Raw genomic sequence first — 21,545 nt, forward strand, 5'->3', positions numbered from 1 at the left:
ATGGTGCTACAGGACACCAGCTTTAAGCAAATCATGCATATTAAGCGCCCCAACTAATTGGTTGTTTTCTGTCACCAATAAGCCATTAATTTTGTTATCTTCCATTAATTTTAGCCCTTCTGCGGCTAATAGTTGTGGTGAAATTGTTTGTGGATTGGTTGACATTACCTGACCAATACTGGTGTTGTGAATATCAATGTGATTATCCAGTAAACGGCGTAAATCACCATCTGTAAAAATACCACGTAATTGTTGGTTATGATCAACAATTGCCGTCATTCCTAGCCCTTTATGTGATATTTCTAATAACGCATCTTTAATACTGGCATGTTCTTCAATCATAGGCAGTAACTCACCGCTATGCATGACATCTGCAATACGAAGTAATAATTTACGTCCTAGTGCGCCACCAGGATGAGATAGGGCAAAATCGTCAGCAGTAAAACCACGAGCTTCCATCACCGCAATGGCGACCGCATCTCCCATAACCAGAGTGGCGGTAGTACTTGAAGTAGGGGCGAGATTTAAAGGACAGGCTTCTTTATCAACTGTGACTTGAAGATTTACCTGTGCCATTTTTGCCATACTTGATTCAGGTTTGCCTGTCATGCTGATCATGGCAATACCGAGACGCTTGATAACCGGCAGTAATGCTAGAATTTCAGCCGCTTCACCTGAGTTTGAAATCGCAATCACGACATCATTTTTTTTGATCATTCCCAAGTCACCATGGCTCGCTTCGCCCGGATGAACAAAGAATGCTGGCGTTCCTGTGCTGGCCAATGTGGCGGCTATTTTTCGTCCAATATGCCCCGATTTACCCATGCCCATTACGATCACTTTACCTTGGCAATGCAGAATTAATTCGCAGGCAAGGGTAAAGCTGTCATTAATGTAACAACGGATTTTTTCAAGTGCTTGTAATTCAGTATCGAGTACTTTTTTACCATGGCTGCAAAAATCAAATTGACCAGACATCAGAGAATGCTCCTGTTATGCGGCGATATTAAGAAATAAAAATGCTTGATAAGCGATAAAACAAATCACTAATATTCCACCTTCAATGCGGTTAATGAGGCGGCGTTTACCGAGTGCCATAAGCAGTAATAGAACGGAAATAGCCAACATAACATAAAAATCACGACTCATAGCCAGTGGGCTTAATGCTGATGGATTGAGTAATCCTGGAATGCCCATTACTGCGAGAATATTAAAGATATTTGAGCCAATAATATTACCCACCGCCATATCATCTTCGCCTTTAAAGACACTTGCGACTGAAGCGGCAAGCTCTGGTAAACTGGTACCTACCGCAATAATGGTTAAGCCAATGACCAGATCACTCATACCATAGTATTTCGCGATAGTAACTGCTGACTCCACGACCATGTCTGAAGAATATAAAAGTAATCCTAAACCAATAAATACCCAGATAATTGCTTTTGTATTGCTGACGCCAGTTGGAATTTCTGATTGTTGTTCTTCTACTAATGGATCACTTTTACTGTCGCGGCTGATTTTAAGCATTACCACAAGGAAGATAGCAAACAGAACTGCAAGGATAATACCTTCATGGCGGCTTAAATAATTATCCCATAAAATCGCGCCAGCAATAACAGTAACGCCCAGCATAATTGGTAATTCACGGCGAATAATCGTCGAACTAATGCAGAGGGGCTTTATGATTGCAGTAATACCGAGAATTAGCGCAATATTAGCAATGTTTGACCCTAGCACATTACCGACGGCTGTATCTGTTTTATCGGCCAGTGCCGCCGTGGCTGAAACCATCATTTCTGGTGCAGAAGAGCCCATCGCCAGAATCGTCATACCAATAACCAGTGGCGCAACACCGAAATTTTTCGCTAATGCTGCTGCACCATATACCAATCTATCTGCACTCCAAACCAGTAAAGCTAATCCGATACAGAGCAACACAATGGCTTCTAGCATTTTAATTCCTTTTTAGTACGACCCGCTAAAAAAGCGATTTTTAGTCAATTGATGAAATATTTACAATTTGAGTTGCCAATTTTGACGTTAACTCATGCAAAAGGGAAGCATAAGCCAATACTAATTATCATCTCGGCGTGGTTTTGGGGAGATGACTTGATTAACTGCTGCTGAATCAGAACGGATTAGGGGGAGAAAAAGGGGCTTATCTATTTACACTATTAAAACGATGTTTTATTTTAGGTGAATTATAATGAGGTTGATTTGTTTTAGAATGGAATTATGCCGTTAGTGTTAGTTTTATCGTAAATAGATTGTTTTTGCTAAAAATTCATCATTAACGCGTGATAATACAGCGCTTAGGTTGAGTTGACGTTTAATTCCTCCTATCATCAACGCTCGATTTTTATAATGTCTACTGATTGTTTTTAAGTTGTTTATTATAAAGTGACATGAAACGCTATTATGTCAAATAACATCAATATTCATCGCTTACGCAAACAAGTTAGCGAGAGGTAACGTAAACATTATGCTCAATGATGATGTACTGGTTTCGATTAAAAATCTGAGCTTTTCCCGCGGTGATCGACATATTTTTGATAATATTAGTCTTGATATTCCACGAGGAAAAGTCACCGCTATTATGGGGCCGTCAGGGATCGGCAAAACGACCTTATTACGCTTAATTGGTGGCCAGATTGCACCAGATAACGGTGAGGTATGGTTTGATCAATGGAATATACCCACATTACGTCGTAGTGAACTTTATCAAGCACGTAAACGAATGAGTATGCTGTTTCAGTCAGGCGCTCTATTTACCGATATGACTGTGTTTGAAAATGTTGCCTTTCCATTGCGTGAACATACTCAACTACCTGAAGATTTATTGCGAACATTAGTGTTGTTGAAATTAGAAGCCGTGGGGTTACGAGGTGCCGCACAATTGATGCCAAATGAGCTATCGGGCGGCATGGCACGACGAGCGGCATTGGCTCGTGCGATTGCACTTGATCCTGATTTGATGATGTACGATGAGCCGTTTGTCGGTCAAGATCCGATCACCATGGGTGTATTGGTTAAGTTAATCCGTGATTTGAACCAAGCGTTAAATATTACTTCTGTGATTGTCTCGCACGATGTGCCTGAAGTGATGAGTATTGCTGATCATGTCTATATTCTCTCAGGTGCTAAGATCATTGGTTGTGGTACACCGGATCAATTACGAACAGATACGAATCCTCAAGTTCGCCAATTTTTAGATGGTGACGCTGATGGTCCGGTACCGTTTCAATTCCCTGCACAACCATTAAGTGATGATTTATTTGGTAAGTAAGCAGCATGAGACTGTTTGTTACTTACATCAATAAATTACAACCGATAATATGAGCAAAAAATGATAATTAATGCTATTTCCCGAGTGGGACGAGCGACCATTGAAAAGTGCCAGGCATGTGGTCGTGCAAGCTTGATGTTATATGGGGCATTGGTGTGTAAGCCTCAACCTATAAAAATGTTGCCGCTATTGATTCGACAGCTGTATTCAGTTGGTGTGTTGTCAATGGCGATTATTTTAGTATCAGGGTTGTTTATCGGCATGGTATTAAGCCTACAAGGTTATTTAGTCCTTGCCGGTTATGGTGCCGAAACTAGCCTTGGACAAATGGTCGCATTATCCTTATTACGAGAATTAGGACCGGTTGTCACAGCGTTATTATTTGCTGGTCGTGCGGGCTCTGCGTTAACCGCTGAAATTGGGTTGATGAAAACCACTGAACAGCTATCAAGTATGGAAATGATGGCGGTTGATCCACTTCGCCGCGTGATTGCACCACGTTTTTGGGCAGGGGTTATTTCGATGCCATTATTGGCGTTGATGTTCTCTCTTGTCGGCTTATGGGGGGCGCAATTAGTGGGTGTTGATTGGAAAGGTATTGACTACGGCAGTTTCTGGTCGGTGATGCAATCATCGGTTGATTTTAGTACTGATATCGGTAATAGCATTATCAAATCAATCGTATTTGCTATCGTGATTACTTGGATTGCAGTCTTTAATGGTTATGATGCCGTACCGACGTCGGAAGGGATCAGCCGTGCAACAACCCGTACCGTGGTGAATTCGTCACTGGCGGTATTGGGACTTGATTTTGTGTTAACAGCATTAATGTTTGGTAGCTAAACATTCACTTAGCCGCATGCATACGACGGCATAAATTACATGGATAAAAACAATGCGACAAAATAAACGATTAGAATTGTGGGTTGGTGTATTTGTGCTAGCCGGCATTAGTGCTTTGTTAGTATTGGCGTTTAAAGTGGCTAACGTACAAAGTTTTGGTAGTGCAGAAACTTATACGCTACAAGCCCATTTTGACAACATAGGTGGCTTAAAAGTACGTTCTCCAGTCAAGGTCGGAGGGGTTACTGTTGGTGAAGTAACGTCGATTACCCTTGATGAACAGACGTATGTGCCAATTGTTACTTTAGACGTTAATAAAAAGTTTGGTTATTTCCCTGAAACCAGTTCTGCATCTATTCTGACATCAGGTCTACTAGGTGAACAATACTTAGGTATTAGTCCTGGATTTGTTGATACTGACACTGAAATGCTACATAACGGTGATTTAATTGAAGACACTAAATCTGCGTTAGTATTAGAAGATATGATTGGTCAAGTGCTGTATAGCCTTGGCGGCGATAAGAAGTAATAAGGAGAACCACCATGAAATTTGTACGTGGCTTAATGTTGTGTTTATTAGCCGTGCCAATGCTAGCTCAAGCAGCGGCGGTTGATCAGAGCGATCCCTATAAAATGATGGATCAAGTATCAGCACATTTATTTGGTACTTTAAAAGCGGAACAAGCGAAAATTCAAGCAAACCCAGAACAATTACGAGTGATAGTGAAGCAAGAATTATTGCCGTATATTAATACCCGCTATGCTGCTTACAAAGTTTTAGGCTCTAATTTACGTAATACCACAGCTGAGCAACGTGATGCGTTCACGGCGGCTTTTACTGATTATTTAGTGGCATCGTATGCACAGGTTTTAACGCAATATACCAACCAAAAAATTGAACTTGAATCATCAAAACCTATTCCAGCCGATCGTAGTATAATTTCGGTTCGCGTTGATATTATTGATCCTCAACGTCCACCTATTCGTCTTGATTTTAAATTACGATTGAATAAAAAAACAAAAGAATGGCAGGGATTTGACATGGTTGCTGAAGGTGTCAGTATGCTCTCTACTAAGCAAAGTGAATGGAGTGGACAGCTACGTACCAAAGGTATTGATGCGGTAACACAAAGTTTACGTGATTTGGCGGCTAAACCGATCCAAATTGAGAACAAATAATCATGACTGCTGATAAGATTTGTTGGCAGGTTGTCGCTGAAGGGCAATACCGCTTGTCAGGGTCGTTAGATCGTGACACAGTGCCAGCTTTTTGGCGTCAAAGAAGCGAATGGATGCCACATAATGAGCAGCTCGTGCTCGATCTTGTTGATTTATCTCGAGTAGACTCTGCTGGTATGGTGATGTTACTGCATTTGTGCCAGCACCTTAAGCAAGCAGGAAGTCACGTTATGTTGCACAATGTACCTCAACAGCTTAAGACGCTGTTTCGCTTAAGCCATATCGAACCAATGTTAACAGCTTGCATGGAGTAAGCTGTAGAGAGGATAGCTTGTGGAAATCTCTGAGATTAAACAAATTCTAGAAAGCGCTTTAGACGTTGATGAAATCATCGTTCAAGGTGAAGGTAGCCACTACCAAGTGATCGCAGTGGGTACACTGTTTGACGGTATGAGCCGTGTTAAGAAACAACAAACAATTTATGGTCCATTAATGGATCGTATTGCAGCAAACGACATTCACGCGTTAAGTATTAAAACATATACGCCTGAAGAGTGGGCGCGTGATAAAAAATTAATGTCGTTATAGAGAGCTAAATGATGCAAAAGTTTCGTATTCAGGGCAGCGGCCCATTAAGTGGTGAAGTGGCTATTTCTGGCGCAAAGAATGCAGCTTTACCGATTTTATTTGCCGCGTTACTTGCTGACGGTCCGGTAGAAATTGCCAATGTGCCTCAGCTACGTGATATTGATACTACCATGGAATTACTGTCTCGTTTAGGCGTGAAAGTATCTCGTAGTGGCTCATCAGTTAATATCGATGCTAGTGATGTTAATGAATTTTGTGCGCCTTATGATCTTGTGAAAACAATGCGTGCTTCTATTTGGGCATTAGGCCCATTAGTGGCTCGCTTTGGCCAAGGTCAAGTATCATTACCTGGTGGTTGTGCTATTGGTGCGCGTCCAGTTGATTTGCATATTGTGGGTCTTGAGCAACTTGGCGCAACAATCACCCTTGATGAAGGTTATGTGAAGGCTGCTGTCGATGGTCGTCTTAAAGGCGCACATATCGTGATGGATAAAGTCAGTGTCGGTGCAACAGTTACTATTATGTCTGCGGCAACATTAGCAGAAGGTACTACCGTAATTGAAAATGCTGCTCGTGAACCCGAGATTGAAGATACTGCTGCTTTCCTTAATGCTATCGGTGCGAAAATCACAGGCGCAGGCACAGCAACTATTACTATCGAAGGTGTTGATCGTCTTGCGGGTGGTTATCACGAAGTGGTTGCTGACCGTATCGAAACCGGTACTTTCTTAGTTGCCGCTGCGGTTTCAGGTGGCAAAATTGTTTGTCGCAATACTAAGCCTGAACTGCTTGAAGCAGTCTTAGCTAAATTAGAAGAAGCGGGTGCATTAGTTGAAACGGGTGAGGATTGGATCAGTCTTGATATGACGGATCGTGAACTTAAAGCTGTTAATATTCGCACCGCACCGCACCCTGGTTTTCCAACGGATATGCAAGCGCAATTTTCGTTATTAAACTTAATGGCGAAAGGCACTGGTATTATTACAGAAACGATTTTTGAAAACCGCTTTATGCATATTCCTGAATTGATTCGTATGGGCGCTCACGCTGAAATCGAAGGTAACACTGTGATTTGTGGTGACACCACGGGATTGAGTGGCGCACAAGTAATGGCGACAGATTTACGTGCATCTGCAAGCCTTGTGATTGCTGGCAGTATTGCTAAAGGCGAAACCATTGTTGATCGTATTTACCATATCGACCGTGGTTATGAGTTCATCGAACAAAAATTCAGTGCGCTAGGCATGAATATCGAACGCATTTCTGAATAAGTAAAACGCGTTTAAATGAAAAATAATAAAAAAGCCTCGCACTGCGAGGCTTTTTTGTGGCTGTTGATTGTGATTATTTAGGCGGATTAGCTAACGGAGGTCTATTAGCAACCGTAACCGGAATCATCATTGGTTTACCGTTACGTAGAATCTTCACCTCAATGTGAGTGCCTGGGCGAATATCAGTGACGATATCACGTACACTCTGCACATTAGTGACTTCTTTGCCTGCTATTTCAATTACAATATCATTTTTCTTAAATCCTGCTTTTGACGCTGGACCAGTTGGATCCATGCCATCAACAATAATGCCATTGACCTTTGCGACGTCATAAAGACGTGCCATTAATGGATTGATTTCACGTCCTTGAATGCCAATCCAACCTCGAATGACTCGGCCATCAGCAATCAGTTTTTGCATGATTTTAATTGTTAACTGATAGGGGATCGCAAATGAAATGCCATAAGTTTCAATATCTGTTGCTTGCTGAAAAGAAGCGGTGTTAATACCGACTAACTCTCCATCTGTGTTCACCAATGCGCCGCCTGAATTGCCTTTATTGATTGCCGCATCTGTCTGTAAAAAATCTTGTGGTCCATAAAAACTCATACCAGAGCGGCCAGTGGCAGAGATAATTCCAAAAGTGGTTGTTTGGCCAAGGTTGTAGGGATTGCCTATTGCAAGAACAACATCACCAACCGCGGCTTTATAGTGTGAATTAACTGGAATAACGGGCAGGTTATCGGCATTAATTTTTAATACAGCGAGATCTGTTAACTGGTCTAAGCCAATTAATTGTGCATTCAGCACTCGTCCATCTTGCAGTGCCACAATGATTTGATCTGCATGTGCCACAACATGGTAGTTAGTAACGATATAGCCTTTGTCACTCATTATGACACCGGAACCAAGGCCTTGGGTGCGTAACTCTCGTTCTTGGCTATTACTATTATCATAACGACGATTATAAATATTTACCACGGCAGGAGAGGCTCGGCGCACGGCATAATTAAAAGAAAGCGGGGTTGAATTGTTATCGGGTAATGATAAGGATACTGGCGTCGTCGGACGTAAATCAGGGACTGCAATCAGAACAATAATAGCAGTGATAAGGCCGAGCAAAATAGAACGACCAAGAAATGCTAGCATTAACAGTCCTTATAAAATGAGAAATAAAAAGGTGCTAACAGAATAGCACCCCTCTTAGGTGAGACCAACTATTGGCATTGATGCCGTTGTTAAATTTGTCCCACAATCAGACCGAAATACGTGTTGATAGGCTCAAATTAACGAATAATAAGATAGAGCACATTGTTGTCGCGTTGAATTTCTAGTGCGATAACTTTGGGTGGATGTGCTAATGCTTTTCGTAATTGACCCAGATTATTAATAGTGAGGCGATTAAGCCCAATAATAATATCACCTTCTTGTAATCCTGAGCGCGCAGCCGGTGATCCTTTCGTTAATTGCGTAACTTTAACGCCATGCGCCTTACCATTAACAGTGGTATTACTAAATTGTGCTCCACTTAAGCTAGAGTGAAGGTCATCAGCATTAACAATATTATCAGCACTAGCACTTAAAGTAACAGTGAATTGTTGTAGTTTACCATTTCTCATTGCTTGTAAGGTGAGGGTTTTACCTGCGCCTAAAGTCGCAACTTTTGCTCGTAATTCACTAAATGAACGAATGGGATCGCCATTTACGGCGGTAATAATATCGCCTGCTTTAAGGCCCGCTTTTTGTGCGGCTGAATTTGGCATTACTTGGTTTACAAACGCACCTTGATTGGTGTCATAGCCAAATGTTTGAGCTAATTCTGCAGTGAGTTCACGCCCTTGCACACCTAATGTGCCACGTCGAACTTGTCCAAATTTAATAATTTGTGCGGTAAGGTTATTTACCATGTTTGATGGAATCGCAAACCCAATACCGACGTTGCCTTTATCCGGCGCCAGAATAGCAGTGTTAATACCGATCAATTCACCCTTGAGATTAATCAGTGCGCCACCAGAATTACCACTATTAATTGCGGCATCGGTTTGAATAAAGTTTTCTATATTCTCAAGGTTTAAGCCACTACGACCTAAGGCTGAGACAATCCCTGAAGTTACTGTTTGTCCAAGACCAAAAGGGTTACCAATGGCAATTGCAAAATCACCCACGCGTAACTTGTCGGAATTAGCCAATTTAATTGCGGTTAATTTTTTGGGAGTATCAATTTGCAGTAAAGCGATATCAGATGATTTGTCACTGCCAATCAATTTTGCAGTAACTTCATGGCCGTCATAAAGTTGAACGGTGATTTTATCTGCGTTATTGATCACATGTTGGTTAGTGACAATATAGCCCTTGTTTGCATCGATAATAACCCCAGATCCTAGGCCACGAAAAGGACGTTCTTGTACTTGCTCTGTAGGGAAGTCTGGACCGAAGAAAAAACGATAAGCGTCTGGTACACGTTGCTTTGAAACATGTTTACCTTCAATCGCAATACTGACAACGGCAGGCGTAACTTGTTCAAGCATAGGTGCAAGGCTAGGCACCGATTGATTATTTACCGCGATAGGAAGTGCCGCATTCGCTGTCAGTGGCGCCATAAGCGTACTAACAGTTAACGCTAATGCACTAATAACGAAAAGGTTTTTTTTACGCATGATTTAACTCCGAGTTAACAAGTTAAAGTATGACTTGTTAACTGGAATTAAGTTCCCCAAATTATGATTTTGAAGCGAAGTATTGATCGTGTAAGTTAAGACTAACTTGCTTTGGCCGACGGTTCTGACGCCGCAATGTTATTTTCTTTACTGGATGTTGGCTTATCACTAAATAAGCCCGTTGCGCCATTAGCATAGTCTCGTGGTTGATGATCCATAACTTCATCTTCAACCGGTGTATCATTTTCCACTGGCTCTAAGGTGGTGATTCGCTGTGCAAATGGATTGTCTTGTGTCGGTAAATTAGGCATTAGCTCTGCAGATGTCTTGGCCATGTGCTCATAGAGTTTACCGTAATCTTTAGATACGTTGTCTAGTAATTCAGCGCTGCGAGCAAAATGGTCAACAAGTTCTTGGCGATATTGCTCTAATTCATACTTTGATTTATCAAGATCTTTTTTTAATGACGAGTGCTGATTTTGGTTTTTATTTGTTAACCGACTTATGATGGAACCAACAAAGATTCCCGCAATAAAAATAGCAATTGCAATAATCCAACTCATAACCATGATAACTCCTTGTGATTTTGGTGTTAATACGTGTTTTTCAGTCAGGTCGCTGTTTGTTCGAGCGTAATAACGCTATTACTATACCTTGAGCTAGTTGCGCATGATACTGATTCAATCATATATTGTGACGACGTATGCGCTGATTATTTCAGTAATCGATGAAAAGGATCTCATCATATGACGACGCTGACACCACTTTCTCAATATCATATGGATCTGCAACGTATTGATTTTTTTGCAGACCCAGCTCAAGCCAATGCTGTTATGCATTTGGATGATTTATATCATCGGTTATTGGAACCCCTTGCTCCCTTACCGGCAACTACGCGATGGCAACGTTTATTTTCTGCAACCAAAGCATTATTGCTAACGTCAACATTGTTAACATCAAAGACTAAAGCAGATATCGTGCCAGTTAGAGGATTGTATTTTTGGGGAGGCGTTGGCCGTGGAAAAACGTATTTAGTGGATACTTTTTTTGAATGTTTACCAACTCAACGAAAAATGCGGATTCATTTTCACCGTTTTATGTATCGAGTTCATCAACAGCTGCAACAACTTGATGGGATTGAGAATCCATTAGATCATGTGGCGGATAATTTTAAACAACAAACAGATGTTATTTGTTTTGATGAATTTTTTGTCAGTGATATTACTGATGCAATGATTTTGGCAACATTACTTGATGCTCTATTTAAACGCGGAATTACATTAGTCGCAACGTCAAATATCGCGCCCCATGACTTATATCGAAATGGTTTGCAACGTGCACGATTTTTACCTGCGATTACACTTATTGAGCAACACTGTGAGGTGGTTAATGTCGATGCTGGCATTGATTATCGCTTACGGTCATTGGCGCAAGCGGCAATATATTATTCACCATTAGGGCCGCAAGCGAATCAAAACTTAGCTAATTATTTTGAACAACTAAGTTTTGAACCTCGTTATAGTGAGCAAGCCATTATTATTAATAAGCGGTCGATCATGGCTCAACGTGAGGCGAATGGCATCGTTCAGTTTAGTTTTCATCAATTGTGCCAAACAGCGCGCAGTCAAAATGACTATATCGAAATCGCACAGCTGTACCATACGGTGTTAATTGCTGATGTGAAAATAATGACTGATCACCAAGATGCGGCTCGGCGTTTTATTGCGATGGTGGATGAGTTTTATGAACGCCATGTCACCTTAATTATGTCAGCAGAAGTGCCATTAACTGAACTTTATATTAGCGGGCGATTACTATTTGAATTTAAACGCTGTTGTTCTCGGCTAATTGAAATGCAAAGCGAACAATATTTAGCACGGCCACATTTGGTCGATGAATAAGATGAATTCGTTATTTCCAGATTTGTCGTATTAAAAGGGCAATTAACACACTTTAAATTGTGAATTATTGGCCTAATTAGCAATTAATGACCGCCGATATGAAAAAAAAACAATTTTTTTGGGAAAAAAGGTGATTTTTTCCGCACCCTTCTCTATAATCTTGCGACCCACCGTACCTGTATGGCGAAAGCCAGGAGTGCCACCCACTCGAAGGGGTGATGACTGGGCTCTTAACAGAGGAATCATCATTTGATGGTTCTAGTAAGTGAAACTATTTAAATAATGGGTATTAATTAGCATGAAAACTTTCGTTGCTAAACCAGAAACTGTAAAACGTGACTGGTATGTTGTTGACGCTGAAGGTAAAACTCTAGGTCGTCTATCAACTGAAATCGCTTCTCGTCTACGTGGCAAGCACAAGCCGGAGTACACTCCACACGTTGACACTGGTGACTACATTGTAGTTATCAATGCTGAGAAAGTAGCAGTAACTGGTGCAAAGCGTACAGATAAAATGTACCACCACCACACTGGCTTCATCGGCGGCCTTAAGTCAATCAGCTTTGATAAGCTAATTGCTAAGAAACCAGAAATGGTTATTGAAACTGCTGTTAAAGGCATGCTTCCAAAAGGTCCTCTAGGCCGTGCTATGTTCCGTAAACTTAAAGTTTACGCGGGTACTGAGCACAACCATGCTGCACAACAGCCTAAAGTACTAGACATCTAATTGGGAATTATGACAATGGCAGAGAATCAATACTACGGCACTGGTCGCCGTAAAAGCTCAGCAGCTCGCGTTTTCATCAAACCGGGTACTGGCAACATCGTAATCAACAAGCGTAGCATCGAAGAGTACTTCAGCCGCCCAACAGCGCGCATGGTAGTTCTTCAGCCTCTTGAGCTTGTAGGTATGACTGAGAATTTTGACCTATACATCACTGTTAAAGGTGGTGGTATCACTGGTCAATCTGGTGCTATCCGTCACGGTATCACTCGTGCTCTTATGGAATACGATGAAACTCTACGTCCTGCTCTACGTTCAGCTGGCTACGTTACTCGCGACGCTCGTTGCGTTGAGCGTAAGAAAGTTGGTCTACGTAAAGCACGTCGTCGTCCACAGTTCTCTAAGCGTTAATATTACGCTTCCAGATTTTATATCTGGTTTACTGTGTACAGAAAAGCTCAGCCCTCGGGTTGGGCTTTTTTTTGATTATTTTCTATAAAAGTATTATTTATTATCTTCAATAGAATATCCTCGCACCTCGCACCTCGCACCTCGCACCTCGCACCTCGCACCTCGCACCTGCTATTTCTGTATAAACTCCCGTTTATAATAACGAAAAATACCTTATATCCAACATTTGTTGCTAAACAAAGGCTTGAACTTGTGAATATGTTGACCTTTACTTATTCTTTAAATGTTGGTGATAATTTAAAACTGTAGCAAAATTGTTACTGCATTCTTTTTTAACTCGATCTCAAGTTGAATATTAGGGATATAAAAAGAACCAATAAAAAATCCAAGCAGGAGCTATTGGAGAAAATGGATGAGCAATGTGCGAATAAATAATGGAAGACGTCGCTTTTTAACGGCGACAACATCGGTTGTTGGTGGTATCGGTGCGGTTGCGATTGCAATCCCGTTTATTAAATCATGGAACCCCAGTGAAAAAGCAAAAGCTGCTGGTGCTCCAGTTAAAGTCAATATTAGTAAATTAGTTGACGGACAAATGATTCGTGTCGAATGGCGAGGAAAGCCTGTATGGATTGTGCGGCGTAGTGATGCGGTTTTACAACAGTTAACCACCCATGATAATCAGCTTCGAGATCCTACATCCGATGAACCACAGCAACCTAATTATGCCCAAAATGCTCACCGCTCATTAAAACCTGAAATCTTTTTAGCTGTCGGTATCTGTACCCATCTTGGTTGTTCTCCAACATATTTACCTAATAGTTTTAATGATCAAGTCAGTGGAATTTCTGCTGGCTTTTTTTGTCCCTGTCATGGTTCAACTTTTGATATGGCTGGACGAGTATTTGCAGGCGTACCAGCTCCGCTTAATTTGGTGGTACCACCACATCAATTTTTGGACGATGACACCATTTTGATTGGGCTTGATAAGGAGACAGCATAATGGCGGGCTTAGTTGATTGGATCGATAAACGATTACCTGTAACCAATGCGTACCGTAAGCATTTGTCTCAATATCCAATGCCAAAGAATTTTAATTTTTGGTATGTGTTTGGTTCGTTAGCGATGCTAGTACTGGTGAATCAGATTATTACGGGAATTTGGCTAACTATGAATTACGTACCGTCCGCCGATGGTGCATTTGCCTCTATTGAGTACATCATGCGTGACGTTGAGTATGGGTGGTTATTACGTTATATGCATTCGACCGGCGCATCCGCATTTTTTGTGGTGATCTATTTACATATGTTCCGTGGCCTAATTTATGGCTCTTATCAAAAACCACGCGAGCTATTATGGTTGTTTGGAATGTTGATTTTCTTAGTGTTAATGGCTGAAGCGTTTATGGGATATTTACTGCCGTGGGGGCAGATGTCTTATTGGGGGGCACAGGTTATCATTTCTTTGTTTGGTGCGATCCCTGTGATCGGCGATGATCTCACCTTATGGATTCGTGGCGATTATGTTATTTCTGGCGCAACCCTTAACCGTTTCTTTGCATTGCATGTTATTGCGTTACCGTTAGTGTTGTTATTACTGGTGGTGTTACATGTACTTGCATTACATGAGGTCGGCTCAAATAATCCAGATGGCATTGATACTAAGTTACCGAAAGGTAGCCAAGGGGATGATTATCAGACCCAGTTTACGTTTCATGAAGACTACACTAAGAAATATGACATTATTGATTCGATCCCTTTTCATCCGTATGGGACGGTAAAAGATCTGATTGGTGTGGCGGTATTTGCGTTGTTCTTTAGTTATGTGATCTTTTTTGCCCCAGAAATGGGCGGTTATTTTTTAGAAGCGCCAAATTTTGAAGCGGCTAACCCGATGAAAACGCCAGAGCACATTGCACCAGTTTGGTACTTTACTCCGTTTTATGCCATTTTGCGGGCAGTTCCCGATAAATTACTTGGGGTTGCTGCGATGGGGGCGGCGATCATCTTCCTGTTCTTATTACCGTGGTTTGATCGTTGTCGCGTTCGTTCATTTCGTTATCGTAGTAAATGGCATGTAATTAATCTGGCTCAGTTTACGGTGAGCTTTATAGCTCTGGGTATTCTAGGTGCGTTACCTGTTACTCCGTTATTTACGGTATTAGCGCAGATGTTCAGTTTTACCTATTTTATGTTTTTTATTGTGTTGTTTTTCTACAGTAAAAATGAAGCGACTCAACCGCTACCAAAGAGGGTAAACTTTAAATGAAACAATGGATTGTGGCATTACTATTGTGGTTGCCAACCAGTGCTATTGCTGGGGGCGGAAGCGCTAATTTACAAGCGGCGAATAATGATTTAACTGATCAGGCGTCTTTACAACGTGGCGCGCAATTGTTTGTCAATTATTGTGCTGGTTGCCATTCGACTCAATACCAACGTTATGAAAGGGTTGCTACCGATTTAGGGATCCCATTGGATCTTATGCAGCAAAATTTAATGTTTAACCCTAATGCAAAAATCGGCGATTTAATGACAAATGCAATGTCAAAACAATATGCAGCGGCTTCTTTTGGCGCACCTACGCCAGATTTGACCATGGTAGCAAGAGTACGAGGAACTGATTGGTTGTATACCTATTTACATTCATTTTATGCCGATCCTGAACGCCCGTTTGGAGTCAATAATAGCCTGTTTCCTAGTGTCGGCATGCCTCATGTGTTGGAAGAATTGCAAGGGGTGCCACGTAGAATTTATGAAACCCAAATGATCGATGGCAGCCCCACACAAGTTCTAATAGGTATTGAAACTGATGGTAGTGGCAGCTTAAATCCACAACAATATGATACAGCGGTACGTGATTTAGTGAATTTTTTAGATTATTCCGCAGAGCCGATGAAATTGGAACGACAGCGATTAGGGTTGTGGGTTATGGGATTTATTGCCATATTCTTAGTATTAACCGTGTTGTTGAAGAAAGAATATTGGCGTGATGTCCACTGATAAGGTAATCTAGTGGGTTAAGAATCTCGCAATGGGGGCTCAAGCCTCCATTGCTTTTTGTGTATTAAATATACTGGAGGGGTTGATGGCTGTTGCTGCCAATAAACGCTCTGTGATGACTCTGTATTCTGATGCTTCAGACATCTACAGCCATCAGGTGCGTATCGTACTAGCTGAAAAAGGCGTTAGTGTTGAAATTGAGCTGGTTGATCCAATGAGCCTGCCGGAAGATCTGTTAGAACTGAACCCATACAGTTCAGTTCCAACATTGGTTGATCGCGAATTAGCGCTATACCAAGCTAACATTATCATGGAGTACTTGGATGAGCGTTTCCCTCACCCACCTCTAATGCCTGTTTATCCTGTTGCCCGTGGTAATAGTCGTTTAATGATGTACCGTGTTGAACGTAACTGGTACTCACTAGCGAATAAGATTAACTCAGGTACTGCTGATGAAGCCGATAAAGCGCGTAAGCAATTACGTGAAGAGTTATTAGCGTTAGCACCTGTATTTGCTGAATACCCATTCTTTATGAGTGATGAATTTAGCTTAGTTGATTGCTACCTTGCTCCACTGCTATGGCGTTTACCTGAAATGGGTATTGAGCTAAGTGGTACTGGTGCTAAAGAAGTGAAAGCATACATGACGCGCGTATTTGAACGTGATTCATTCCTTGCTTCTTTAACTGAAGCTGAACGTGAAATGCGTTTAGCTGGCCAGTAATTATGGATATCGAAAATATGACGCCGCGCCGCCCTTATTTGTTGCGCGCGTTTTATGATTGGTTGGTTGATAATGACCTAACGCCACATTTAGTCGTTGATGCGACTTTACCTGGGGTTAAGGTGCCAATGGAATTTGTAAGTGATGGTCAAATCATCCTTAACATTGCTCCAATGGCGGTGGGTAACTTAGAACTGAGCAATGAAGCAGTAAGCTTTAGTGCGCGTTTCAGTGGTCGTCCACACTCAGTTATCGTACCTATGTATGCTGTGTTGGCTATTTATGCGCGTGAAAACGGTGCAGGAACTATGTTCGAGCCAGAAGCAGCATATGATACTGATACTGCTATCTATGATGATGAGCAAGCGTTAGAAGACGAGAGCAATGATGATGTTGTTGCTCCTTCAGTGTCACCATTTGCAGTCGTTACTGAAGCGGCTGACGGTGATGAACCTGATGATGAGCCACCACGTCCACGTGGTCGTCCAAGCTTACGTGTTGTCAAATAATATTGGCAATCAGCTACAACAAAAAACGCAGCCAGTGGCTGCGTTTTTTTTCGCTTAATAGTTAATAAGAGAATTAGTGCGTTAACGGTTTTTCAAATAGAGTAATAACATGCTCAACACCGGAGACATTGCGCGCAATATTGGTTGCTATAGTTGCTTGTTCTGGAGCGACATAACCTAATAAAAATACCCGTTTATTTTCAGTGATCACCTTGATAACCACATTGGTCAGTTGCTTACTGGCAATCAGTTGCGACTTCACTTTAGTGGTTAGCCAAGCATCTTCGCTAATACTTGCCATTGTTAACAAGGGGCGTACTTGAATTTGATCATAAACACGATCAACATCAGGAATATGGCGTACTTGATTAATAAAGGCTTGCTTAAGCGGTTGTGATGTTGCTTGACCAACCACCAATACCGAGCCATTTAAGGCTACGCTATCTATGCTCAATTGCTTAGTATATTCACGAGTATGGGCAATACCCGCAATATCCATGTCTATTTTTTGATCTTGCCAATGTTGAGTGTTATTTCGTGGGTCATTGGTTGAAAAAACTGAACATCCAGCGAGTGATAGACTTGATATAACGAGTAGCGTCAATAACCACTTCATTGATTAGCCTTCGTTATGTGGAAATAAAACTTGATCAATTAAATCGCATAAACAATGTATTGTTAATAAGTGACCTTCTTGAATGCGAACTGTGCGTTGGGATGGAATGCGAATTTCAACATCTTGAACACCTAATAATCCGGCCATTTCACCGCCATCTTTACCCGTTAAGGCGATGATGTTCATATCTCGTGCTAATGCCGCTTCCATTGCTTTAATGATATTTTTACTGTTACCACTGCTAGAGAGAACTAATAAAATATCTCCCGCTTGGCCTAAAGCGCGAACTTGTTTTGAAAAAACTTCATCGTGGTGATAATCGTTAGCAATAGCCGTTAAAACGGTGTTATCTGCTGTTAATGCTAGAGCCGGTAGACTTGGACGTTCAATTTCAAAACGATTAATTAAGCATGATGCAAGTTGCTGAGCATTGGCTGCTGAACCACCATTACCACAGCTTAAAATCTTATTGCCATTTAATAAGCTTTGAACCATGACTTGAGCGGCTTTTGAAATCGCATCAGGTAAAGCTTCTGCTGCTGCAATTTGGGTTTGAATACTTTCGGTAAAACTTTCTCGAATGCTCTCTAGCATGACTAACCTTCAACTAATATGTTAGTAAACCACTCAATATGGTGGTGGTGACCTTGGATGGCAATGACATCAAAACGAAATTGACAATGCTCAATTGAGTAGCCATTTTTTTTCATCCAAAAAAAGGCTGCTCGCTTGAGCTTTTGTTGTTTATGCCAATTAACGGCTTCAACTGCAGAACCATAATGAGATTGCGTTCGGTATTTTACTTCAATAAATACCAAACATTTACCTTGTTGCATGATTAAATCAATCTCACCGCTACGACAGCTAAAATTTCGAGCGATAGGCGTCAGATGATGGCGGCACAAATACTGTTCCGCCATCAGTTCATAGGCTTGGCCAATCTGACGCTTACTGGGCAGGCGTATCACCACTGATTAGATCAATACTATCAGGCATATCTGAGATAGTGGCTGCTGGCATTTGAGTGGTTGATAGCGGAGTAATGCCGTCACTACTAAACTTACCCCAATCTAGTTGTCGCTGCACGACACACTGGCTATTTACCGTTAGCTGTCCTGTTTCACCTTGAATAGCGTGATGTTGATTCACTCGCATTTCAGGTAATTGCTTGGCAATTGCGTAGGCATCCATACCAAAGGCATGTAAACGGATACTAGTGTTACCTTGATTTGGCCATAATTGATTGAAACGTTCCATATACGCTGAATGTGGGTTGATCAGTAATGGAATGTCGCTGACTTCAATACCGCGTAATTCACGGTTAGTGTTATGGCTATCAGGGTTACTGCGTGAGCTAGTATAGATCTGTGCTGGATCTCCTGTTGGCGGCATCGCAGCTTCAATGAAAGGTTTAAGCATCATTAGTTCATTGCGACTGGCTATCATATAAATTGCGTCAGCATGACTGCCTGCTCCACGACCAAAAGCACTTCTTATTTGTTGTGGAATTTGCGCTTGATTACCAAAGCTAACTGTCAATGCTGGTTGGCCATCAAGTTGAGCCCATTGTTGGTTAAATGCTTGCGCAATACGCTGGCCATAACTGTTTGAAGGGACTAATACAGCAGGGTTACGATGCCCTTGAGCATAAATACGTTCAGCAGCTTGTTGGGCTTCTTGTTCAGGCGATAACGCAAAATAACAAGCGTTAGGCTTATTATTACTGATTTGTGGCGGCATGTTTAATGCTAGGATATTGATATGACTAGTATTATCTTGCTGAAATTCAGTAATAACATTTTTACGCAATGGTCCTACAACAAACTGAGTACCGTTTTGTTGTAGTTGTGCCATGATAGTAGGGATTGATTGAGCTTCAGTATCATAAATATTGAGCTCATTATTCGTATCACGACTTTTATCATCCATCATTGCGTTGATAAAACCATCGCGAACCGCTTTACCTTGTGCAGCAAAACGGCCTGAAAGTGGCAATAACAAAGCAATATTATCCAGCTTAACGGCTTTCATTTCGATTAACGCTTTTAAATCGGCCGGTAAATATTGGTTTGCTGGATGGCTAGGATGACGATATAACCATTGTTCGATGGCTTGTTTAAGTTGCATTGGTGGCAACGTCGCACTGTTTTTCAACATTGCGAGTTCAACCCAACCTTTGAGCACACTTTCGTTATCAGTCAGCTTAACACTGCCTAATTGAGCATTAGTATAACCAGATAGGTCATGCCAAACTTGCTGCCAGTTAGCCGCTTTTTGTGATTGATCTAAATAAAAATCAAGTTTAGTACGCTCACGTGCAGCTTGGAACGGATGATTCAATTGTTCCAAAAGGTTAGCGCGTAGCATGTAATAACGTTGATACTGGCTTTTTGTTAGTGACCACGATGGCTGAAAGTTTAAACTGTTCAGTGCCGCTTGTGGTTGCCCTTGATGCTCACGTACCATTGCGCGTGCAAGTTGCCATTCCGCAATTTGAGTTGGGCTCATAGATTGCTGTGATAATTTAGCAATCCATTGATCGGCTTGTTGCCATTTATTTTCGAGGATCATAGCTTTAATAGCCATGATCTCCCAGTTAGTACGCTCTGGGCCCTCACTGGTATTAGCTTTACTTAAATAGGCGGCTGAGCTTTGAGCGGCTACCGCAGTGATATCCGTTAATGGCACCTGATTATTGTACAGGTTTGGCGTGCTACACCCTGCTAAAGCAACAGCAAGGGCTACAGGCGCCATCAGTCGTGATACACTTTTACGCTTATGGGTAAAATTGGGCATTGAATTTATTCAACTGTGACAAATTACTCTTGATATTAATTGCAGATGAGATCTTAGACAAATGAGTGAGAGCAATTCAGGCATGGTAGATGTCGCAACTTTGTACATCGTACCAACACCTATCGGTAATCTTGCTGATATAACGCAGCGCGCATTAGACGTATTAGCAAACGTAGATTTAATTGCTGCTGAAGATACACGTCATACATCGCGATTGTTGTCCCATTTCTCTATCTCGACCCGCACCTTTGCGCTTCACGATCATAATGAACAGCAAAAAGCTGACTTTTTGATTGAGAAACTTCAGGCAGGTACTAGCATAGCGCTTGTGTCCGATGCTGGTACGCCGCTGATCAGTGATCCAGGGTATCATCTTGTTAATCGCTGTCGTCATGCGGGTGTTAAAGTTGTGCCATTACCGGGTCCATGTGCTGTAATTACAGCCTTGAGTGGTTCTGGTTTACCTTCTGACCGTTTTAGCTTTGAAGGTTTTCTTCCTCCAAAAAGCAAAGGTCGCCGCGATTGTTTTCAAGCATTAGCTGATGATGCACGAACATTGATCTTTTATGAATCGCCGCATCGTATTAATGATTCCCTAAGTGATATGTTAGCCGTGCTTGGCCCTGATCGCCAAGTAGTATTAGCGCGTGAGTTAACAAAAACTTATGAAACTATCCATGGCGCACCTCTTGGCGAGTTGATTGATTGGATTGCAGAAGACAGTAATCGTGTTCGTGGTGAGATGGTGGTTTTAGTTGCAGGACATCGTGCACAGAAAGATGAATTATCAGCTGAGGTATTGCGTACACTGACCTTGCTTGCAAAAGAGCTGCCACTTAAAAAAGCAGCAGCTTTGGCCGCTGAAATACATGGTGCGAAGAAAAATGCATTGTATAAGTGGGGCCTTGAAAACCTAGAATAAGCCTTCTATGGGCAGGCTTAATTTTGCTCACAGTGTGATCATGGCGTGGATTTTATCTACGAATTAAAAATCAGCCGTTGGTTTTTTGTTCAAGCTGTAATTTTGGTGATTTTTT

Annotated in this window: 25 protein-coding genes; 16 read left to right on the forward strand and 9 right to left on the reverse strand. The window is 41.6% G+C overall.

Annotation, left to right across the window (positions count from 1 at the left end):
- Positions 1 to 6: 6 nt before the first annotated feature.
- A complete protein-coding gene (locus VXS03_RS12030) occupies positions 7 to 978 on the reverse strand; it encodes a KpsF/GutQ family sugar-phosphate isomerase (RefSeq protein WP_327763974.1) in 972 nt (323 codons plus the stop codon).
- A 15-nt stretch (positions 979 to 993) separates the two neighbouring features.
- Positions 994 to 1,953, reverse strand: coding sequence for a calcium/sodium antiporter (locus VXS03_RS12035; RefSeq protein ID WP_327763975.1), 960 nt, complete (start codon positions 1,951 to 1,953; stop codon positions 994 to 996).
- Between the two features lie 529 nt (positions 1,954 to 2,482).
- Here VXS03_RS12035 and mlaF point away from each other — a divergent pair.
- The 7 genes from mlaF to murA are packed head-to-tail and all read left to right on the forward strand — an operon-like array spanning position 2,483 to position 7,167.
- Positions 2,483 to 3,286 carry a phospholipid ABC transporter ATP-binding protein MlaF gene (gene mlaF / locus VXS03_RS12040; RefSeq protein ID WP_327763976.1) on the forward strand — a complete coding sequence of 268 codons (804 nt, stop codon included), beginning with the start codon at positions 2,483 to 2,485 and terminating at the stop codon, positions 3,284 to 3,286.
- Between the two features lie 60 nt (positions 3,287 to 3,346).
- Complete coding sequence (gene mlaE, locus VXS03_RS12045; protein ID WP_327763977.1) at positions 3,347 to 4,129, forward strand: lipid asymmetry maintenance ABC transporter permease subunit MlaE; 783 nt, start codon at positions 3,347 to 3,349, stop codon at positions 4,127 to 4,129.
- A gap of 52 nt (positions 4,130 to 4,181) precedes the next feature.
- Entirely contained in the window at positions 4,182 to 4,658 is a 477-nt protein-coding gene (gene mlaD / locus VXS03_RS12050; RefSeq protein ID WP_327763978.1) for an outer membrane lipid asymmetry maintenance protein MlaD, read from the forward strand.
- A 14-nt stretch (positions 4,659 to 4,672) separates the two neighbouring features.
- The gene (gene mlaC / locus VXS03_RS12055; protein WP_327763979.1) at positions 4,673 to 5,308 is read left to right on the forward strand and encodes a phospholipid-binding protein MlaC; all 636 of its coding nucleotides are present in this window, start codon (positions 4,673 to 4,675) and stop codon (positions 5,306 to 5,308) included.
- Between the two features lie 2 nt (positions 5,309 to 5,310).
- Complete coding sequence (locus VXS03_RS12060) at positions 5,311 to 5,622, forward strand: STAS domain-containing protein (RefSeq protein WP_327763980.1); 312 nt, start codon at positions 5,311 to 5,313, stop codon at positions 5,620 to 5,622.
- A 19-nt stretch (positions 5,623 to 5,641) separates the two neighbouring features.
- Positions 5,642 to 5,896, forward strand: coding sequence for a BolA family iron metabolism protein IbaG (gene ibaG, locus VXS03_RS12065; protein ID WP_232567816.1), 255 nt, complete (start codon positions 5,642 to 5,644; stop codon positions 5,894 to 5,896).
- Positions 5,897 to 5,907: 11 nt separating this feature from the next.
- Positions 5,908 to 7,167: a UDP-N-acetylglucosamine 1-carboxyvinyltransferase gene (murA, locus tag VXS03_RS12070; RefSeq protein ID WP_327764047.1), complete on the forward strand. Its 1,260-nt coding sequence runs from the start codon at positions 5,908 to 5,910 to the stop codon at positions 7,165 to 7,167.
- A gap of 73 nt (positions 7,168 to 7,240) precedes the next feature.
- Here the strand turns inward: murA and degS are convergent, their stop codons facing one another.
- From degS to zapG, 3 genes are all read right to left on the reverse strand, one after another.
- A complete protein-coding gene (degS, locus tag VXS03_RS12075; protein ID WP_327763981.1) occupies positions 7,241 to 8,317 on the reverse strand; it encodes an outer membrane-stress sensor serine endopeptidase DegS in 1,077 nt (358 codons plus the stop codon).
- Between the two features lie 137 nt (positions 8,318 to 8,454).
- Positions 8,455 to 9,825, reverse strand: a complete 1,371-nt coding sequence (locus tag VXS03_RS12080) for a Do family serine endopeptidase (protein WP_327763982.1) — start codon at positions 9,823 to 9,825, stop codon at positions 8,455 to 8,457.
- A 101-nt stretch (positions 9,826 to 9,926) separates the two neighbouring features.
- A complete protein-coding gene (gene zapG / locus VXS03_RS12085; RefSeq protein ID WP_327763984.1) occupies positions 9,927 to 10,388 on the reverse strand; it encodes a Z-ring associated protein ZapG in 462 nt (153 codons plus the stop codon).
- 192 nt (positions 10,389 to 10,580) lie between these two features.
- Here zapG and zapE point away from each other — a divergent pair, with 192 nt between their 5' ends.
- From zapE to sspB, 8 genes are all read left to right on the forward strand, one after another.
- Positions 10,581 to 11,726, forward strand: a complete 1,146-nt coding sequence (gene zapE / locus VXS03_RS12090) for a cell division protein ZapE (RefSeq protein ID WP_327764048.1) — start codon at positions 10,581 to 10,583, stop codon at positions 11,724 to 11,726.
- A gap of 298 nt (positions 11,727 to 12,024) precedes the next feature.
- Entirely contained in the window at positions 12,025 to 12,453 is a 429-nt protein-coding gene (gene rplM / locus VXS03_RS12095) for a 50S ribosomal protein L13 (protein ID WP_060998308.1), read from the forward strand.
- Positions 12,454 to 12,468: 15 nt separating this feature from the next.
- Entirely contained in the window at positions 12,469 to 12,861 is a 393-nt protein-coding gene (gene rpsI / locus VXS03_RS12100) for a 30S ribosomal protein S9 (RefSeq protein ID WP_060998307.1), read from the forward strand.
- A gap of 412 nt (positions 12,862 to 13,273) precedes the next feature.
- The gene (gene petA, locus VXS03_RS12105; RefSeq protein WP_327763985.1) at positions 13,274 to 13,864 is read left to right on the forward strand and encodes a ubiquinol-cytochrome c reductase iron-sulfur subunit; all 591 of its coding nucleotides are present in this window, start codon (positions 13,274 to 13,276) and stop codon (positions 13,862 to 13,864) included.
- Positions 13,864 to 15,129 (forward strand): cytochrome b, encoded by a 1,266-nt coding sequence (locus VXS03_RS12110; protein WP_327763986.1) that lies wholly within the window; start codon positions 13,864 to 13,866, stop codon positions 15,127 to 15,129. The genes petA and VXS03_RS12110 overlap by 1 nt, the downstream gene beginning before the upstream one ends.
- A complete protein-coding gene (locus VXS03_RS12115) occupies positions 15,126 to 15,863 on the forward strand; it encodes a cytochrome c1 (protein WP_327763987.1) in 738 nt (245 codons plus the stop codon). Before VXS03_RS12110 ends, VXS03_RS12115 begins: the two co-directional genes overlap by 4 nt.
- Before the next feature lie 85 nt (positions 15,864 to 15,948).
- Positions 15,949 to 16,587, forward strand: coding sequence for a stringent starvation protein SspA (gene sspA / locus VXS03_RS12120; protein WP_080158328.1), 639 nt, complete (start codon positions 15,949 to 15,951; stop codon positions 16,585 to 16,587).
- Between the two features lie 2 nt (positions 16,588 to 16,589).
- Positions 16,590 to 17,096, forward strand: a complete 507-nt coding sequence (gene sspB / locus VXS03_RS12125) for a ClpXP protease specificity-enhancing factor (protein WP_327763988.1) — start codon at positions 16,590 to 16,592, stop codon at positions 17,094 to 17,096.
- 73 nt (positions 17,097 to 17,169) lie between these two features.
- On the opposite strand, the gene VXS03_RS12130 is transcribed toward sspB, so the two are convergent.
- Genes VXS03_RS12130 through VXS03_RS12145 form a run of 4 tightly spaced genes read right to left on the reverse strand, consistent with a single transcriptional unit; the run spans position 17,170 to position 20,466 of the window.
- Positions 17,170 to 17,712 carry a BON domain-containing protein gene (locus tag VXS03_RS12130; protein ID WP_327763989.1) on the reverse strand — a complete coding sequence of 181 codons (543 nt, stop codon included), beginning with the start codon at positions 17,710 to 17,712 and terminating at the stop codon, positions 17,170 to 17,172.
- 3 nt (positions 17,713 to 17,715) lie between these two features.
- Positions 17,716 to 18,306 (reverse strand): phosphoheptose isomerase, encoded by a 591-nt coding sequence (locus VXS03_RS12135; RefSeq protein ID WP_327763990.1) that lies wholly within the window; start codon positions 18,304 to 18,306, stop codon positions 17,716 to 17,718.
- A gap of 2 nt (positions 18,307 to 18,308) precedes the next feature.
- Complete coding sequence (locus VXS03_RS12140) at positions 18,309 to 18,683, reverse strand: YraN family protein (RefSeq protein WP_442957446.1); 375 nt, start codon at positions 18,681 to 18,683, stop codon at positions 18,309 to 18,311.
- Positions 18,661 to 20,466, reverse strand: a complete 1,806-nt coding sequence (locus VXS03_RS12145; RefSeq protein ID WP_327763991.1) for a penicillin-binding protein activator — start codon at positions 20,464 to 20,466, stop codon at positions 18,661 to 18,663. The genes VXS03_RS12140 and VXS03_RS12145 overlap by 23 nt, the downstream gene beginning before the upstream one ends.
- Positions 20,467 to 20,569: 103 nt before the next feature.
- On the opposite strand from VXS03_RS12145, the gene rsmI reads away from it, so the two are divergent.
- The gene (gene rsmI / locus VXS03_RS12150) at positions 20,570 to 21,430 is read left to right on the forward strand and encodes a 16S rRNA (cytidine(1402)-2'-O)-methyltransferase (RefSeq protein ID WP_327763992.1); all 861 of its coding nucleotides are present in this window, start codon (positions 20,570 to 20,572) and stop codon (positions 21,428 to 21,430) included.
- The last annotated feature ends 115 nt before the right edge of the window (positions 21,431 to 21,545 follow it).

The sequence above is a fragment of the Photobacterium sp. S4TG1 genome, assembly GCF_036040035.1.
In the GTDB taxonomy this organism is placed as follows: domain Bacteria; phylum Pseudomonadota; class Gammaproteobacteria; order Enterobacterales; family Vibrionaceae; genus Photobacterium.

Coding starts and splice junctions, on each gene's coding strand:
- mlaF (WP_327763976.1), top strand. CDS start 2,483: ATGCTCAATGATGATGTACTGGTTTCGATTAAAAATCTGAGCTTTTCC.
- rsmI (WP_327763992.1), top strand. CDS start 20,570: ATGAGTGAGAGCAATTCAGGCATGGTAGATGTCGCAACTTTGTACATC.
- sspB (WP_327763988.1), top strand. CDS start 16,590: ATGGATATCGAAAATATGACGCCGCGCCGCCCTTATTTGTTGCGCGCG.
- VXS03_RS12130 (WP_327763989.1), bottom strand. CDS start 17,712: ATGAAGTGGTTATTGACGCTACTCGTTATATCAAGTCTATCACTCGCT.
- zapG (WP_327763984.1), bottom strand. CDS start 10,388: ATGAGTTGGATTATTGCAATTGCTATTTTTATTGCGGGAATCTTTGTT.
- sspA (WP_080158328.1), top strand. CDS start 15,949: ATGGCTGTTGCTGCCAATAAACGCTCTGTGATGACTCTGTATTCTGAT.
- VXS03_RS12110 (WP_327763986.1), top strand. CDS start 13,864: ATGGCGGGCTTAGTTGATTGGATCGATAAACGATTACCTGTAACCAAT.
- mlaD (WP_327763978.1), top strand. CDS start 4,182: ATGCGACAAAATAAACGATTAGAATTGTGGGTTGGTGTATTTGTGCTA.
- mlaC (WP_327763979.1), top strand. CDS start 4,673: ATGAAATTTGTACGTGGCTTAATGTTGTGTTTATTAGCCGTGCCAATG.
- VXS03_RS12035 (WP_327763975.1), bottom strand. CDS start 1,953: ATGCTAGAAGCCATTGTGTTGCTCTGTATCGGATTAGCTTTACTGGTT.
- murA (WP_327764047.1), top strand. CDS start 5,908: ATGCAAAAGTTTCGTATTCAGGGCAGCGGCCCATTAAGTGGTGAAGTG.
- rpsI (WP_060998307.1), top strand. CDS start 12,469: ATGGCAGAGAATCAATACTACGGCACTGGTCGCCGTAAAAGCTCAGCA.
- degS (WP_327763981.1), bottom strand. CDS start 8,317: ATGCTAGCATTTCTTGGTCGTTCTATTTTGCTCGGCCTTATCACTGCT.
- rplM (WP_060998308.1), top strand. CDS start 12,025: ATGAAAACTTTCGTTGCTAAACCAGAAACTGTAAAACGTGACTGGTAT.
- VXS03_RS12135 (WP_327763990.1), bottom strand. CDS start 18,306: ATGCTAGAGAGCATTCGAGAAAGTTTTACCGAAAGTATTCAAACCCAA.
- VXS03_RS12030 (WP_327763974.1), bottom strand. CDS start 978: ATGTCTGGTCAATTTGATTTTTGCAGCCATGGTAAAAAAGTACTCGAT.
- VXS03_RS12115 (WP_327763987.1), top strand. CDS start 15,126: ATGAAACAATGGATTGTGGCATTACTATTGTGGTTGCCAACCAGTGCT.
- petA (WP_327763985.1), top strand. CDS start 13,274: ATGAGCAATGTGCGAATAAATAATGGAAGACGTCGCTTTTTAACGGCG.
- VXS03_RS12060 (WP_327763980.1), top strand. CDS start 5,311: ATGACTGCTGATAAGATTTGTTGGCAGGTTGTCGCTGAAGGGCAATAC.
- VXS03_RS12145 (WP_327763991.1), bottom strand. CDS start 20,466: ATGGCGCCTGTAGCCCTTGCTGTTGCTTTAGCAGGGTGTAGCACGCCA.
- VXS03_RS12080 (WP_327763982.1), bottom strand. CDS start 9,825: ATGCGTAAAAAAAACCTTTTCGTTATTAGTGCATTAGCGTTAACTGTT.
- mlaE (WP_327763977.1), top strand. CDS start 3,347: ATGATAATTAATGCTATTTCCCGAGTGGGACGAGCGACCATTGAAAAG.